At 68.1% G+C, this 14,755-nt stretch carries 12 protein-coding genes; 4 read left to right on the plus strand and 8 right to left on the minus strand.

Translation table 11 applies throughout. The features are described from left to right. Nucleotides 1-3: 3 nt before the first annotated feature. Genes atzF through OG921_RS01380 form a run of 5 tightly spaced genes read right to left on the minus strand, consistent with a single transcriptional unit; the run spans nt 4 to nt 6,797 of the window. A complete protein-coding gene (gene atzF, locus OG921_RS01360) occupies nt 4-1,707 on the minus strand; it encodes an allophanate hydrolase (protein ID WP_266110538.1) in 1,704 nt (567 codons plus the stop codon). Continuing rightward, nucleotides 1,704-3,704 carry a 5-oxoprolinase/urea amidolyase family protein gene (locus OG921_RS01365; RefSeq protein ID WP_266110539.1) on the minus strand — a complete coding sequence of 667 codons (2,001 nt, stop codon included), beginning with the start codon at nt 3,702-3,704 and terminating at the stop codon, nt 1,704-1,706. The genes atzF and OG921_RS01365 overlap by 4 nt, the downstream gene beginning before the upstream one ends. Beyond that, nucleotides 3,701-4,387, minus strand: a complete 687-nt coding sequence (locus OG921_RS01370) for an urea amidolyase associated protein UAAP2 (protein ID WP_266110540.1) — start codon at nt 4,385-4,387, stop codon at nt 3,701-3,703. Before OG921_RS01370 ends, OG921_RS01365 begins: the two co-directional genes overlap by 4 nt. Next, entirely contained in the window at nt 4,384-5,274 is an 891-nt protein-coding gene (locus OG921_RS01375; RefSeq protein ID WP_266111022.1) for an urea amidolyase associated protein UAAP1, read from the minus strand. The genes OG921_RS01370 and OG921_RS01375 overlap by 4 nt, the downstream gene beginning before the upstream one ends. Next, nucleotides 5,271-6,797 (minus strand): amino acid permease, encoded by a 1,527-nt coding sequence (locus OG921_RS01380; RefSeq protein WP_266111023.1) that lies wholly within the window; start codon nt 6,795-6,797, stop codon nt 5,271-5,273. Before OG921_RS01380 ends, OG921_RS01375 begins: the two co-directional genes overlap by 4 nt. Before the next feature lie 198 nt (nt 6,798-6,995). Between OG921_RS01380 and OG921_RS01385 the strand changes: the two genes are divergently transcribed. The 4 genes from OG921_RS01385 (at nt 6,996) to OG921_RS01400 (ending at nt 10,271) form a co-directional block, all read left to right on the plus strand. Further along, the gene (locus OG921_RS01385) at nt 6,996-8,051 is read left to right on the plus strand and encodes a putative nucleotidyltransferase substrate binding domain-containing protein (RefSeq protein ID WP_266110541.1); all 1,056 of its coding nucleotides are present in this window, start codon (nt 6,996-6,998) and stop codon (nt 8,049-8,051) included. Continuing rightward, entirely contained in the window at nt 8,048-8,845 is a 798-nt protein-coding gene (locus OG921_RS01390; protein ID WP_266110542.1) for a Fic family protein, read from the plus strand. The genes OG921_RS01385 and OG921_RS01390 overlap by 4 nt, the downstream gene beginning before the upstream one ends. A gap of 194 nt (nt 8,846-9,039) precedes the next feature. After that, nucleotides 9,040-9,498, plus strand: a complete 459-nt coding sequence (locus OG921_RS01395) for an ATP-binding protein (protein WP_266110543.1) — start codon at nt 9,040-9,042, stop codon at nt 9,496-9,498. Then, a complete protein-coding gene (locus OG921_RS01400) occupies nt 9,495-10,271 on the plus strand; it encodes a SigB/SigF/SigG family RNA polymerase sigma factor (RefSeq protein WP_266110544.1) in 777 nt (258 codons plus the stop codon). Before OG921_RS01395 ends, OG921_RS01400 begins: the two co-directional genes overlap by 4 nt. A 33-nt stretch (nt 10,272-10,304) precedes the next feature. Here the strand turns inward: OG921_RS01400 and OG921_RS01405 are convergent, their stop codons facing one another. The 3 genes from OG921_RS01405 to OG921_RS01415 form a co-directional block, all read right to left on the minus strand. Next, on the minus strand, nt 10,305-11,342 hold the full coding sequence (locus OG921_RS01405; protein ID WP_266110545.1) for an NAD(P)-dependent alcohol dehydrogenase: 1,038 nt from the start codon (nt 11,340-11,342) through the stop codon (nt 10,305-10,307). A 62-nt stretch (nt 11,343-11,404) separates the two neighbouring features. Then, complete coding sequence (gene metE, locus OG921_RS01410; protein ID WP_266110546.1) at nt 11,405-13,753, minus strand: 5-methyltetrahydropteroyltriglutamate--homocysteine S-methyltransferase; 2,349 nt, start codon at nt 13,751-13,753, stop codon at nt 11,405-11,407. A 91-nt stretch (nt 13,754-13,844) separates the two neighbouring features. After that, nucleotides 13,845-14,729, minus strand: coding sequence for a 3-hydroxybutyryl-CoA dehydrogenase (locus OG921_RS01415; RefSeq protein ID WP_266110547.1), 885 nt, complete (start codon nt 14,727-14,729; stop codon nt 13,845-13,847). Nucleotides 14,730-14,755 lie beyond the last annotated feature (26 nt).

The following is a 14,755-nucleotide window of genomic DNA, read 5'->3' on the forward strand; positions in this document are numbered from 1 at the left end:
TCCCTACCGCACGCCCCGTGCGGCGCCAACCCCGGCGCGCGCCGCCACCCAGCCGCCATGCGCGGTGATGTCCTCGCCGCCGAGTCCCGCGGCGTGGTCGCAGCCGAATCCGGTGATCCAGGTGCCGTCGTCGAGTTCGACCGAGCCGAGCATCATCGGCGCAGGCAGCGCCGCGAGGAACGCACCGAGCGCCGCCGGGGAAAGCACCCAGCGCTCCCCCGCGATGGCCGCGCCGCCCGATTCGGTGCGCAGCAGGCCCGGCTTGGTCGGCGTCGTGTCCAGCGCCTTGAGCCGGTACTGCGGTGCCGTGCGCACCTCGCCCGCCCATCGCGCGCCGCGGCCGGTCAGCTCGGATTCCAGCGGCTGGCCGCGTAGATGGGCACCGAACACCGCGAGTTCGCAGGTCGGCGCACCGGCTCGCTCGGGCCAGGACGGCATGGCCCGATCCACCACGACGACCGCGCGTGCCAGATCTGCCACCACCGCATCGCCGAATGCCGGCGCGAGCAGCGTGACGCCGAATTGTGCGACGCCGCGCGCGCCCTCGTCGACGGTCCCGGCCGGGATGGCCACGGCGCACATGTCGAAGAGGTTGCAGAAGTTGGTGTAGGTGCCCATCCGCGAATTGACCCCGATCGGGTCGGCGGCGACCTCGGCGATGGTCGGGTGGGCGGGCGCGGTCGGCACGAGTAGCGCATCGCAGCCGTGCAGGCTCGCCAACGCCTCGGCGCGCAACTCGGCGACGCGGCGACGATCCCGCAGCAAGTCCGCAGCGCCGAAGCGCCCACCGCCGGAGATGATCGAACCGACCGTGTCGTCGATGCCCGCCTGCGGGCCGGCGTTCCAGACGAAGTCGCCCACCGCGTCCCAGCGCTCCGCGACGAGCGCGCCGTCGTAGAGCAGCCGTGCGGCGGCCAGGAACGGCGTGAGGTCGACCGGGACCGTCTCGATGCCGAGTTCATCGAGCCGCGCCACGACGCGGGCGAAGGCCGCGCGCCACGCATCGTCGAGCGCGGGCAGCTCGGCAGGAATCGCGACACGCGCGGTCGGCGGCGCCGCGACCGCGATGTTCGCGGGCCACGCCCGACCGGGCGCGCCACCCGCCATGACCGCCATCGCGTTCTCCGCGTTGACGAGGTCGCGAGCGAAAATCGTGACACAGTCGTAGCTTTCGCAGGCCGGCACGACGCCGCCGGTGGACACCACGCCGACGGTCGCCTTGATGCCTACGATCCCCTGCAGTCCGGCCGGCACCCGCCCCGATCCGGCGGTATCGGTGCCAATCGCGATATCGGCGAACCCCAGCGCGACGGCCACCGCGGAACCCGAACTCGATCCACCCGAAATATGTTCGGGCCGTGCGGAATCGCGAACGGCGCCATAGGGACTGCGGGTGCCGACCAGCCCGGTCGCGAATTGATCGAGGTTGGTCTTGCCGATGACGACGGCTCCCGCGGCACGCAGCGCGGCGACCGCGGCCGCATCCCGCTCCGGGGTGTACGCGTAGCCGGGGCAGGCCGCGGTGGTCGGCAACCCTGCCACGTCCACATTGTCCTTCACCGCGAGGATCTGCCCGGCCAGCGGCCCCTCGGCGGCGAGCGAGGCTCGATAGTCGGCTTCGACCTCGTGCTGCGGACGCAGCGTCAGGAAGACCTCGCTGCGACCGCTGGCCGCAATCGCCTCGTACGTGTCGGCAACCCTGCTCACACGGACTCCTTTCGCGGCGCGGCGAATTCGCCTGCATCGGCCCAGCGCTGACGTTCCTCGGCGCGGGCCTGCTCCATCCTCGTCCGCTTCGCATCGATGTCGGCGGCGTTCGCGGCGAGGAACCGATCGTGCTCGGCGAGCGAGAACTCGCCGTCGGTGATATCCACGGTGCCCCGCCCGGCGGCCATGTCGGCGCGCAGGTCGGTCAGTTCCTCCGCGGATACGGGGTACCAGCTGATCCGGTCGAAAAAGCGCAGCAGCCAGGGATGTTCGGGCTCGAACCCGCCCGCCGGCTCGGGATGCCGGTGGTTCCACACCTGTGTGGTGCGACCGACGAACTGGTATCCGCCCGGGCCCTCCATGCCGTAGATGCACAGGTAGGCCCCGCCGATACCGACCGCGTTCTCCGGCGTCCAGGTGCGCGCCGGGTTGTACTTCGTGGTGACCAGGCGATGGCGCGGATCCAGCGGTGTCGCAACCGGCGCGCCGAGATAGACGTCACCGAGACCGAGCACGAGATACTCGGCGTCGTAGACGACCCGGTGCACGTCGTCGACACTGTCCAGACCGTTCATTCGGCGGATGAACTCGATATTCCACGGGCACCACGGCGCGTCGGAGCGGACGCCGTGCATGTACCGCTGGATCGCCTCGCGGGTGGCCGGGTCGTCCCAACTCAGCGGCAACCGCACGGTGCGACTCGGCACCACCAACTGTTCCGCCGGCGGCAGCGCCGCTTCCGTCTCGGCCAGCAGGTCGGCGAGCTTGCGCTGACTCAGCCGGGCCGGGTCGACCTTGATCTGCAGCGAACGCACGCCGGGAGTGAGATCGATCAGCCCGCCGGGAGCCTGCTCGTCGAGTGCGGTGTGCAGCGCGTGCACCCGCGCGCGCAGTTCGAGGTCGAGGCGCATCTCGCCGTATTCGACGAGGATGTTGTCGTCACCGCTGCGCCGGTAGGTGATCTCCACCTCGCCGTCCGCGGTGCGGCCACGGCCCAGAATACCGCCGTCCTCGTCACCGCCGGCAGAGAACACCGCAGGTGCCGATGCGCGTCGGAGGGCGCCGAGTTCGGTTGCCGGAGCGGCATGTTCGGTGCGGACGGGAACGAAGCGTACGGTCGCCCCCGGCGCGAGCTGGCCGAGCTTCCAGCGGTCGGCCGCAGTGACGGTTACCGGGCACACGAAGCCGCCCAGGCTCGGACCGTCCGGACCGAGCAGGATCGGGGTGTCACCGGTGAAGTCGAGCGCGCCGACGGAGTACGCGTTGTCGTGAATATTGGACGGGTGCAGTCCGGCCTCGCCGCCGTCGGGACGGGCCCATTCCGGCTTCGGCCCGATCAGCCGCACACCGGTGCGGTCGGAATTGAAATGCACCTCGTAGTCGGTCGTGTAAAGCGTCTCGATGTCGTTGGGTGTGAAGAACTCCGGCGCGGAGTGCGGGCCGACGGTGACGGCAAGCTCCCAGCGCGAGGCGATCGCGGGCTGCTCGTCGGCGCCGATCCGCCGCCGCGGACCGGTGGCAGCGCCCGCCGAGCGCAGTTTGTCGCCGACCTGCAGCGAACGTCCCTCGTGACCGCCGAATTTGCCCATCGTGAAGGTGGACGCGCTGCCCAGGTAGATCTCCGCGGACACGCCGCCCGCGATGGCGACGGCGATACGCAGGCCCGGTCCGGCGACCATGCCGATGTCGAGCACCTCGCCGGCAGGCACGAGCACCGGCTGCCACATCGGTCGCAGCTGCCCGCCGACCGTGACCGGTGCGGGTGCGCCGGCGACGCACACCCAGGTGTCGGTGTCGAAGCGCAGGGCTGGGCCGCCCAGGGTAGCCTCGAATCCCGTTGCGCCTTCGTCGTTTCCGACCGCAGTATTGGCGAGGCGGAACGACAGGTCGTCCATCGGCCCGGACGGCGGGACGCCCACCTGCCAGTAGCCGACCCGGCCCGGCCAGTCCTGCACGGTGGTCGACATGCCCGGCCGGACCACCTCGATGACGGTCATTTCGTATTGCCCTGGTCGGGGCTGGTGACGATCATCCGAACCGGCGTCGGGTCGAAACCGTTGCACGGGTTGTTGATCTGCGGGCAATTCGATACCAACACCAGCGTGTCGATCTCGGCGCGCAGCGCGAGTCGCTTGCCCGGTGCGGAGAGCCCGTCGACGATGCCGAGCGAACCATCCGGATCGACGGGCACATTCATATAGAAGTTGATGTTGCTCACCATGTCCCGCTTGGTCAGCCCCCACCGCGCGCCCTCGCCGATGAAGTTCTCCACGCACGCGTGCTGATGCTTGGTGTGGTGTCCGTACCGCAGTGTGTTCGACTCCTGCGAGCACGCGCCACCGATGGTGTCGTGGTTGCCGACCTCGTCGGCGACGATGGTCATCAGCGCCGCCCCGTCGGCGTCGCGCAGCACGCTGCCGGTGCTCAGGAAGACGTTGCCCTGCATGGCAATCGTGACCGGAGCGCTGTAGCGGACGGTGTGGTCGTCCGCACCGAAGAACAGGGTGTCCACGGCCTGGTTGCCACGCAGGTCGACGATGGTGAGGATGTCACCCGCGCGCACGATCGCGGACCACGGCCCGCGGGCGCGGACTGTTTCGTCGAGCACGACGGTGCCCGGGACCAGCGCAAGCGACTCGGCGGGCGCGGTGGCGAAATCGACGGTCACTGCGGTGCTCACAAAGACTCCTCGGCGGTAGGGATTCGGGACTTCGCTGCGCTCAGCCTGGCGGGGTGGGCGGCGTGCCAGACGTCCTCGGAATTATGGAAGGCGCGTTGGTATTCCGGTTCGGTGGCACCGATGCGGGCGGTGAGGTCGACCAGATCACCGGGCGCGGACCAGGCCAATACCTCGACCGATCCCACCTCGAATCCCTGCGCCGGGTCCAGTGGGTGGGCGGTGTTGGCGATCGCCACGACGATCGGCAGGTGTACGAGGAGGTCGACATGGGTTCCCGCACCGGCGGACCCGGTGGAGGCGAGTGATCCGTCCGCATCGACGCGGACACCGTGGAAGAAGGACACCGTCGGCGCGATGTCGCGACGCGACAGACCGTGCTTGAGCGCGGCGAGCGCGAGCAGTTCCCGGCCCGCAGGCGATCCCGATTCCGGTGCACCGGCACCGTATTTGGCAGTGTTGCCGGCGAGAGTGGTGGTGCCACACAGTGCGTCGTGCTGCCCGGAGGTGTCCGCGACGATCGTGGCGAGCACGTTGCCCTGGTCCGACAGCAGCGGGTGACCGGCGCCGAGGTACGCCTGCCAGGGCACCTTCACCGTGTCGGCCACGTTGAGCCGCTCCCACGGTGCATCGGCGCGCCACGCCATCAGGTGCGCGCAGCCATTGCCGTGCACATCGTGCAGCCGCAGCCGGGTACCGCGGCCGAGCACCTTGGCGGTGTACCGGCCGCCCGGCACCGTCTCGGCCCAGGTGAGCAGGGTCGGGTCGAGGTCGGCGGGCGGTTCGGGCCAGTTGCGCGCCGGCACCACCGGCATCGAGTCGGTGATGGTCCCGGCCTGTGCGCGGGCGTGCTCCTTGGCTCCGGTGGTTGTTGCGGTGGACACAGTCAGGCTCCGATCGTGACGGGCTTGGGGTGGGTCTTGCCACGGGGGAAGCAGATTGCGCCGACCGCGACCACTGCGATGATCGAGAGCGGTCCGGCCCATTGCAGAATCGGGTATTCGCCCGTGGGATTGAAGATTTCGGCGCGTGGCCAGGCAAGGTTCACGACCATCACCGTGCCGTAGGCGACGGCGAGGATGTTCACCACGATGCCGAGCCGGCCGAGCGAAAACAGCGGCTTGCCTTCGGCGTCGACCAGGTTGCGCTGCTGCGGCCACCCCTTGAAGCGCTGGTAGAGCAGCGGCGCGGTCACCGTGAGGTAGGCGAGGTAGATCAGGATGATGCACACACTGGCCAGGGTCGCGAAGATCGCAGAGTTGCCGACGTTGACCACCAGAATGCCGATGCACGCGAGTCCGATCAGCACCGACGGCCAGATCGGGGTACCGGTGTGCGGATTCACCCGCGACAGCAGCGCGGAGGCGGGCAGCCGGTTGTCCCGGGCCATCGAGAACATCAGCCGCGAACACGCCGTCTGAATTGCCAAGGTGCAGATGGTGATTGCGATGCATACATCGATCAGCAGGACCGTGCCCCAGGGCGAGCTCAGCACCGACTCGAGCACGTAGGGCAGGCCTTCGGAGGCGAGCCGTCCATCGGTCAGGCTGGGTGCGGCCATCAATGCGCCGAGCAGCATCAGTCCACCGCCGAGCGCGGACACCGACAACGCGAGCCGAATGGTGCGTGGCGCGACCCGGCGTGGATTGCGGGTCTCCTCGGCGAGTTCACCCGCCGACCCGAAGCCGACCATGACATAGGCCGCCATCAGGCCCGACACGATCCAGGCCCAGATGTAGCCGGGCTGATCACCGGGGGTGCCGGTGTCGAACACCACCTGCGGACCCCGCTGCGCGTGGGTGAAGAAGACGCCGATCACGGCGACCACGCCGACCAGCTCGCACAGCACGCCGGCGGTGTTGACCCGCGACATCCATTTCACGCCGATGCAGTTGATGATCGTGGTGAACACAAGCAGGACCGAGCCGAGCAGCACCGCGTTCTGCGCGCCGCTGGGCGAGGTGAGGTCGGGATCGTCACCGATGACCTGGAAGCCGGACCAGATCGACGGCAGCACCACCTGCAGCGCGATCGCCGCCGCCGACGCGGTGACCATCTGCGCCAGGATCATGAACCAGCCGCCGAACCAGCCGATCACCTCGCCGCCGACGCGGCGCGACCACTGGTAGATGGCGCCCGAGATCGGGTAGCGCGCCGCGAGTTCGGCGAAACACAGCGCGACGAAGAACTGGCCCAGGAAGACCGCAGGCCAGGTCCAGAAGAAGGCCGGACCGCCGAAGCCGAAACCGAGGCCGAACAGCTGGAAGATCGTGGTCAGGATGGACACGAAGGAGAATCCGGCGGCAAAGGACTCGAACTTTCCGAGCGAGCGGTGCAGCTGCTGGTCGTAGCCGAATTCGGACAGATCGTTGGAGTCGGCGGCCGACGATTTGTTCGTGCGGTCGGCCGACATGTCGCCGGTAGTGGCGGTCGTTGTCATGGATGGCCTCTTGATTCGGTGGGGTCGGAGGGTGGAGCTTCGGCGGGGATCGACATCGACCCTTACCTGTCGATTGATAGATTCCTTCACGGCCATGACCTCGCGGTCACGCGAAAGTTAGCGATATGTAACCGAATGCTCACGCCGCGGCGCGCCTGCAAGAATCGCCGCATGCCACTCGAGCCGAGTTTCGGCGATGCAGGAGAGCCGAGCTTCGGCGACGCAGGAGAGCGCGCCGCCGCCGCAGCCGACGAACGCCAACTCGCCGCCGCAATGGCCCTCGGCCGCGACGCGGTCGTCGCGGCGTTGTCCGCGCACACCCCGGCCACCCGGATCGCCGAGTCCTGGTCGGCCCTGGTCCGCGCCGCGGTCGCCACCGCCGCCCGAATCACGACCAGCACCACGCCGATCGACTGGGACTGGCACGTCTCGGGCAGCACCGGACGCGGCGAGGCGTTGCCCGGCTCGGATATCGATTCGCTGCTCGTCCTCGCCGACAACGAATCGGGCCGCGTCCGCGAAGCCACCGACCGTGCAGCGCAGGTACACGAACTCCTCGAACGGCTCGGCCTGCACGGCGACGACAAGGGCGCGGTGGCGAGCCGTGGCCGGTTCTGCCGCACCGCCACCGAATGGGCGGCCGGCATCGACCGCTGGACGAGCGAGCCGCGCGCGGACCGTGGCATCGTCATGACCGGATTGCTCGCGGACGCGACGAGCACCCTCGACGCGGACGGCCCCGGGGTGCTGCGCGCCGACACCGCGGCCGCGGTCCACCGGCATCCCGAATGCAGCCGGCTGATACTGCAGGACGCGACCGCGCACCGGTCCGGCGTCCCGTCCCGGCTCAAGGTGTTCACCACCGGTGACGACATCGTCGACCTCAAGGCCGCCGCGCTGGAACCGGTCGTCGCTATCGCGCGCTGGGCCGCGCTCGGCGCGGGCTCGGCGGCGGTGTCCACCATCGATCGCCTGCATGCGGCGGCGGGAACCGATCGACTCGGCGAGCAGGACGCGCAGACCCTGCGCGAATGCTTCGCCATCACCATGCGGCTGCGCTGGCGGTACCGAGCCAAGGACTGGATCGAAGGTCGGCCGTGCACCGACGTCGTCACGCTGTCGACGATGTCGCCGCAGGACCGCGCGGCCCTACGGGCAATCGGCGGAGAGATCGCCGGGATGCGCCGCAAACTTGCCTACCTCGCGACCACGGCCGCGTTCGGTTGATTACGCCGGGGCCCGCGCTCGACCACGCGCTCACCCAGACCCTCGCCACCGAACGGTTCGAGGGCTGGCAGCCGACGCCGGAGCACGTCGCCGATCTCACCGCGCTCCTCACCGGCGCAACCCCCTTCGGGGACTACCTTGCGAAGTACCGCGCCCGGTACGTCGATCCGCCAGGCACCCGCGTCCGGCCGCCGCTGTTCGCTCGTCGCCGTCCCTACTATTGGCCGGGAACGACGGTGCTGCGCAACAACTTCGCACTTCACACACCGCCCCCGCTGCGCGATCTGGAGTTCGTCGCCACCGCGGGCAGGCTCGCGCAGTTTCACGCTCGGATCGCCGCCGGCTTACTCTCCACTGCCGACCTCGACCTGCACGCGCTCCATCAACACGTCTTCGCCGATGTGTATCCATGGGCCGGTCACCTGCGGATCACCGAGATCCGCCGCGGCGAATCGATTTTCGCCAGGGTCGACGACCTCGATCAGCGGCTCGCCGACCTCGACGAGCTCAGCACCCATGTGTACAGCGTGCGACCCGACACCGCCCAACTCGGTTACTGGCTGTCCCGGTTGTACGCCGACTACAACCACACGCACCCGTTCCGGGAGGGCAACGGCCGCACCGGCACCCTGTACCTGCACGTTGTCGCCCAGCTGTGCGGGCACCGACTGCGCCTCGACATGATCACCCGCACCGAATGGATCGCGGCATCGCAGGATTCGATGCCGCTGCGACGGATCGGCCGGCCCAATCACCGACCGTTCCTCGCGTTGTTCGCCCGCGCCCTCGCCTGACCCGAGGGAAAGGTGACGGCCGTCGTGACCGCGCGCATCGCGGCTCGCAGCAGCGCGGTTAGTATTCGGTGGTCCGGGTATGACATCGGCATGTCCGGTATCCGTTCACAACGCAGACCGCTTCCAACACCGAACGCCGGGCAGCTGAGCTCGGGAAAATCGGCAACGCCGCGGCTGGGATCAAGGTGGTAGGTGTGACTCTGCAAGACACCGACGCGGCCGTGGAATTGCGGGTGCGCGCAGATCCCGGGCAGCTTGGCGTGATCAGGGCAGTTGCTGCCACGATGGCGGCCCAGTGCAACTTCGACCTCGATGAGATTGCCGACGTCCGTCTCGCCGCCGATGAGGCTGCTTCGTTCCTCATCGTTCGGGCGCAAGCGCGTGCCCAGCTGATATGCAAGTTTCTTGTCGAACCGGGTCACCTCTGGATGTCGGTCTGCACTCCCATCGGTGAGACCGTGCCGCCGTCGCGGCGTGGCTTCGGCTGGCATGTGCTGACCACTCTGACCGACTCGGTCGATCTACATCAGACGCCGACCCCGAACGGGACCGATGCCTTCCTGTCGACGATCGAGTTCACCAAGCAATCGATCGTCGGCGTGGCCGGCGCGGAACTGGACGGCGCGCCCGGCAGAGGCAGCGGCCCAGCGTGACCAACCAACGCCCGTCTCGTCAGGCGGACGAGTACGACGACGTCAAACAGAAATTTGCCGAGATCGCGAGTCTCGATGCGGATGATCCGCGTCGGGCACGTTTGCGTGACGAGTTGGTGACCCGCTGCCTTCCGCTCGCCGAGCACATCGCCCGCCGCTTCGACGGCCGCGGCGAAGCGCATGACGATCTCGTTCAGGTCGCGCGGGTGGGCCTGGTCAACGCCGTCGATCGGTTCGACGTAGAGCGCGGCTTCGACTTCGTATCGTTCGCGGTGCCGACGATCATGGGTGAGGTGCGTCGGCACTTCCGCGATGCCGGTTGGGCCGTCCGGGTGCCGCGCCGAATGAAGGAACTGCATCTCGCGCTGAGCCGCGCGACCGGTGAGATGTCGCAGCGGCTCGGCCGCTCACCCACGGTCAGCGAACTCGCGGCCGAACTCGACCTCGACCCCGAAGAAGTCGCCCAGGGCCTGATCGCCGGAAACGCGTATCAAACCGTCTCGGTGGACCGCCCGGCCGGCGATCGCACCGAGGAAGTGTCCCTCGTCGACACGCTCGGCGACTACGACGCCGCACTGGAAAACGTGGAAAACCACGAGGCCCTGCGCCCGCTGCTGGCCGCACTGCCGGAACGTGAACGCACGGTGGTGCTGCTGCGCTTCTTCGGCAACATGACCCAGACCCAGATCGCCGAGAAGCTCGGCATTTCGCAGATGCACGTCTCCCGACTGCTCACCCGCACCCTGGCCCAGCTGCGCAAGGAACTGGAGTAGCGGCCCGGCTGAATCGTCGCGCCGGCGACCCGGCTAGATTGTCGCCGTGTCGATGACGAAGCGGTACCGCACGTCGCTCGACACGGCGCGGTCGTAGGCCTCGTCGATCCGGTCCGCGGAGATCAGTTCGATCTCGGCCGTGATGCCGTGTTCGGCGCAGAAGTCGAGCATCTCCTGGGTCTGCGCAATGCCACCGATCATCGATCCGGCCAGTGCACGGCGGCCGTTGGCGAGCGAGGAGACACGCACGCTGATCGGCTTCTCGGGCATGCCGAGTTCGACCAGCGTGCCATCCACCGCGAGCATCGACAGGTACCGGTCGATATCGAGATTCACCGACACGGTGTTGATGATCAGGTCGAACCGCTTGCGCAGCAGTGTGAAGGTCTCCGGGTCGCTCGTCGCGTAGTACTCGGCGGCGCCGAAGCGCAGCCCGTCCGCACGCTTGCTCAACGACTGGCTCAGCACTGTCACTTCGGCGCCGAGCGCGTTCGCGATCTTCACCCCGACATGCCCGAGCCCACCCATGCCGACGATCGCGACGCGCGTGCCGGCGCCGGCGCCCCAGTTCATCAGCGGTGAGTACAGCGTGACTCCGGCGCACAGCAGCGGAGCCGCGGCATCGAGCGGGATCTCGTCGGGGATGGACAGCACGAAGCCTTCGGTGACCACGACTTGCGTCGCGTAGCCACCGAAGGTGTGGCCGTCGGCAAGTCGACCGTTGTAGGTCATCAATGCGCCCTTGGCGCAGTACTGTTCGTCGCCGTCCCGGCAGGGTTCGCACTCGCCGCACGAGTCGACGATGCAGCCGACGCCCACCCGGTCGCCGACGCTATGCGTGCGCACCTGCGATCCGACGGCCGCGACGATGCCCGCGATCTCGTGGCCCGGCACGCACGGATAGCGGGTGGCACCCCATTCGTTGCGGGCGGTGTGAATGTCGGAGTGACAGATACCTGCGAACCTGATGTCGATCAGTACGTCCTTGGGACCGAGGTCACGACGCTCGATGGTGATCTTCTCGAACCCGGCCCCAGGCGCGGAAACGGCATAGGCGGCAGCACTGCTCATGGCTCAATCAGTACAGCCGGAGCCTATGTCCCGCAAATCGCACACTCCGGCGAGCACGCGCGTCAGGAGTGTGCCTGCTCCGCCTTCTGCAGTTTCTCGGCGCGCCGCCGCAGTCGGCGTGCCGCGGCGACGAGGTTGCGCAAGGACGGCTCGAGCTGCCAGTAGTGGCGGGTCTTCAGGCCGCCGTCCGGATTGGCCCACAACCGGTCGAGATCGATCGACTCGGATGCCTTGGTGAGCAGCTCGTCGAGCTCGTCGATGTCCGGGATTCGGGCCGACCGGCTCTCGTAGACACCGGGTCCGACCCCGCGCGTGAGGCCGGTACCGACGCTGACATCGCCCTTGAGCGCCTCCAGCACCCATTCGATCGATCGGGTGGCAACGATCGCGGTGACGTCGGCATCGAGTTGCTCGATCGCACCGACCACTTCGGACAGCCCGGAGTAACCGAGGTGGGTGTGAATCTGCGTCTCGGCCTTGACCCCCGAGGTGGCCAGCTTGAACGCCCCGACCGCCCAGCGCAGGTACTCCGCGCGGCCCTTCGCGCGCAGCGGGAGCAGTTCGCGGATCGCCGGCTCGTCGACCTGGATGATGGCGATCCCGGCCTTCTCCAGATCAACCACTTCGTCGCGGATGGCGAGCGCCACCTGATCGGCGGTTTCGTAGAGCGGCTGGTCCTGGCGGACGAACGACCGCGCCACCATCGTCACCGGTCCGGTGACCATGCCCTTGACCGGCTTGTCGGTCAAGGACTGGGCATAGGTGCTCCATTCGACCGACATCGGCGCGGGACGGGACACGTCGCCGTAGATGATCGGCGGCCGCACGCTGCGCGAACCATAGACCTGAACCCAGCCGAAGTGCGTGCTCGCGAACCCGTCCAGTAGCTCCGCGAAGTACTGGATCATGTCGTTGCGCTCGTGCTCGCCGTGCACGAGCACGTCGAGTCCGATGTTCTCTTGCAGCCGGATCGTGTTCTCGATCTCGACCTGGATGCGCTTGTAGTACTCCTCCCACCCGAGCCGGCCCTGGCCGAGCTCGTAGCGCGCCTTCTTGATGGCGTCGGTCTGCGGGAAGGAACCCAGCGTGGTGGCGGGAACCGTCGGCAGGTTCAGCTTCTCCTGCTGGGCGGCGCGGCGCACCTCGTAGGGCTCGCGTTCGCGCATCTCCGGCTTGATCGCGTACACCCGCTGACGAACGGCGTGCTTCTGCTTGAAGTGCACTTCGGTGGGCCGCTTGCGCCACTTGTCGGACGGGCCCTCGGTGAGCGCCTTGGCGAGCGAGACGACCTCGCCGACCTTCTGCTTGGCGAACGCGAGGCGGTCGGCGACATTGCCGTCGATGTCGTACTCGGCGAGCACGTCGTAGGGGACGTGCAGCAGCGTCGTCCCAGTGGACACCACCAGGTCGGGGCACACCTTGGCGAGGTCGTTGAGGTAGCTCAGCGTGACGTGGCGATCCGCGCGCCACACGTTGTCGCCACTGATCACGCCGGCGTAGAGACGCTTGCGCTTGATACCCGGGATCTTCGCGAGGTCCTCCGGACGCAGCCGGTGGCTCGCCAGATCGAGCCCGATGGCCTCGACCTTCGATGCCGCGAGGATCGCGAGTGCTTCACCGAAGTCGCCGTACTGCCCGGTGACCAGCATGCGCGGTCGCATTGCGGAGGTGGACAGCCGCTGGTAGGCGCGCTCGAACGCGGCCAGCTCGGCGGGCGGCCGGTCGCCGGTGAACCACGGCTCGTCGAGCTGCACGCACGTCGCACCCCGCTTGGCGAGGATCTCGAACAATTCCTCGTACACGGGCAGCAGTTTGTCGAGCAGGCTCAGCTTGTCGAAGCCGCCCTGGTCGATGGCTCCGGACTCGGGGGTGGGACCGGCCTGGCCGACCTTGGACAGCAGCAGCAGCGAGACCGGGCCGATGACGACCGGGCGTAGCTCGATACCGCGCTTCAACGACCGGTCGAACTCGTCGAGCAGCCCCTCGGCGTGCAGCGAGAATTCGGTGGTCTCGTCGACCTCCGGCTGGCGGTAGTGGTAGTTGGTCCCGAAGAACTTCACCAGTTCGAGCGGCGGGAAATCCGGCTTGCCGCGAGCCATCGTGAAATAGAAGTCGAGCGCGCCCATGGTCTCGCGCAGCGGCTTGAACCGCGTCGGGACCGCGCCGAACAACAGCGCGTTGTCCAGGACGTGGTCGTAGAGGGAGAACCAGTTGCCCGGGACCTGGGTCAGTCCGGTGGCGGCCAGCTCCGAGATGGTGTCGTCGGTGATGTCACGGGCGACCGTGAGCAACTCGTCCTTGCTACGGCTGCCGTGCCAGTAGCCCTCCAGGGCGTACTTCAGCTCACGGTGTGCACCGATGCGCGGGTAGCCGAGAACGCTGGATCCGAATCCGTCGGCAACGTTGGCCATGACCGTTCCCTTCACTGCGAGACGAGCGCGGGCGAGCGGACGGTGAGACCGGCTCCCGCCGATCCCACTATCCACTCACCCGCAAATTGTCTTACTTTGCGACGCGGCCGTTCTCGTAGGTGTAGAAGCCCGCGCCGGTCTTCTTGCCAAGCAGCCCGGCCTCGACCATGCGCATGAGCAGCGGCGGCGGCGAGTAGAGCGGCTCCTTGAACTCGGCGTACATCGAGTCCGCGATCGACTTCACGGTATCGAGTCCGACGAGGTCGGTCAGTGCGAGCGGCCCCATCGGGTGCGCGAGGCCGAGGACGATCGCCTTGTCGACGTCTTCCTTGGTCGCGAAGCCGGACTCGACCATGCGGATTGCCGAGAGCAGGTAGGGCACGAGCAGTGCGTTGACCACGAAGCCGGACCGGTCCGCAGATCGGACCACCTGCTTGCCGAGCACCTCGGCGGCGAACCGCTCGGCGCGCTGCGACACGGCGGTGCTGGTCTTGAGGGTGGTGACGAGCTCGACGAGCGGCAGCACCGGCACCGGGTTGAAGAAGTGCATTCCGATGACGCGTTCGGGCGCCTTGGTCGAGATGCCGAGCTTCATGATCGGGATCGACGACGTATTCGACGCGAGTACTGCGTCGGGGTCGGTGACCACCTGGTCGAGTTCGGCGAAGATGTCGGTCTTCACCTTCTCGTCCTCGACGACGGCCTCCACGACGAGCTGCCGGTCGGCGAAGTCGCCGAGATCGGAGGTGAAGCGCAGCCGCCAGGCGGCCTGCTCCCGCTCGCGCTCGGTGATCTTCCCGCTGCTCACGCCTCGGTCGAGCGAGCGCAGAATTCGAGCACGGCCCGCAGCGGCGAGCTCACGAGTCTGCTCGTACATCAGCACGTCGACGTGCGCGCGAGCGCACACCTCCGCGATGCCTGCACCCATTTGTCCGGCGCCGATGACGCCGACCCGTTGAATCTTTTCGCTGGTCACGGCAGCTCCTGTCGGTGGAAGACGGG

The sequence above is a fragment of the Aldersonia sp. NBC_00410 genome, assembly GCF_026342035.1.
Lineage (GTDB): Bacteria > Actinomycetota > Actinomycetes > Mycobacteriales > Mycobacteriaceae > Aldersonia.

What these genes read in the sequence shown, in the direction of transcription:
- OG921_RS01385 (WP_266110541.1), top strand. Translation starts at nt 6,996, where the DNA reads ATGCCACTCGAGCCGAGTTTCGGCGATGCAGGAGAGCCGAGCTTCGGC.
- metE (WP_266110546.1), bottom strand. Translation starts at nt 13,753, where the DNA reads ATGGCCAACGTTGCCGACGGATTCGGATCCAGCGTTCTCGGCTACCCG.
- OG921_RS01380 (WP_266111023.1), bottom strand. Translation starts at nt 6,797, where the DNA reads ATGTCGGCCGACCGCACGAACAAATCGTCGGCCGCCGACTCCAACGAT.
- OG921_RS01405 (WP_266110545.1), bottom strand. Translation starts at nt 11,342, where the DNA reads ATGAGCAGTGCTGCCGCCTATGCCGTTTCCGCGCCTGGGGCCGGGTTC.
- OG921_RS01365 (WP_266110539.1), bottom strand. Translation starts at nt 3,704, where the DNA reads ATGACCGTCATCGAGGTGGTCCGGCCGGGCATGTCGACCACCGTGCAG.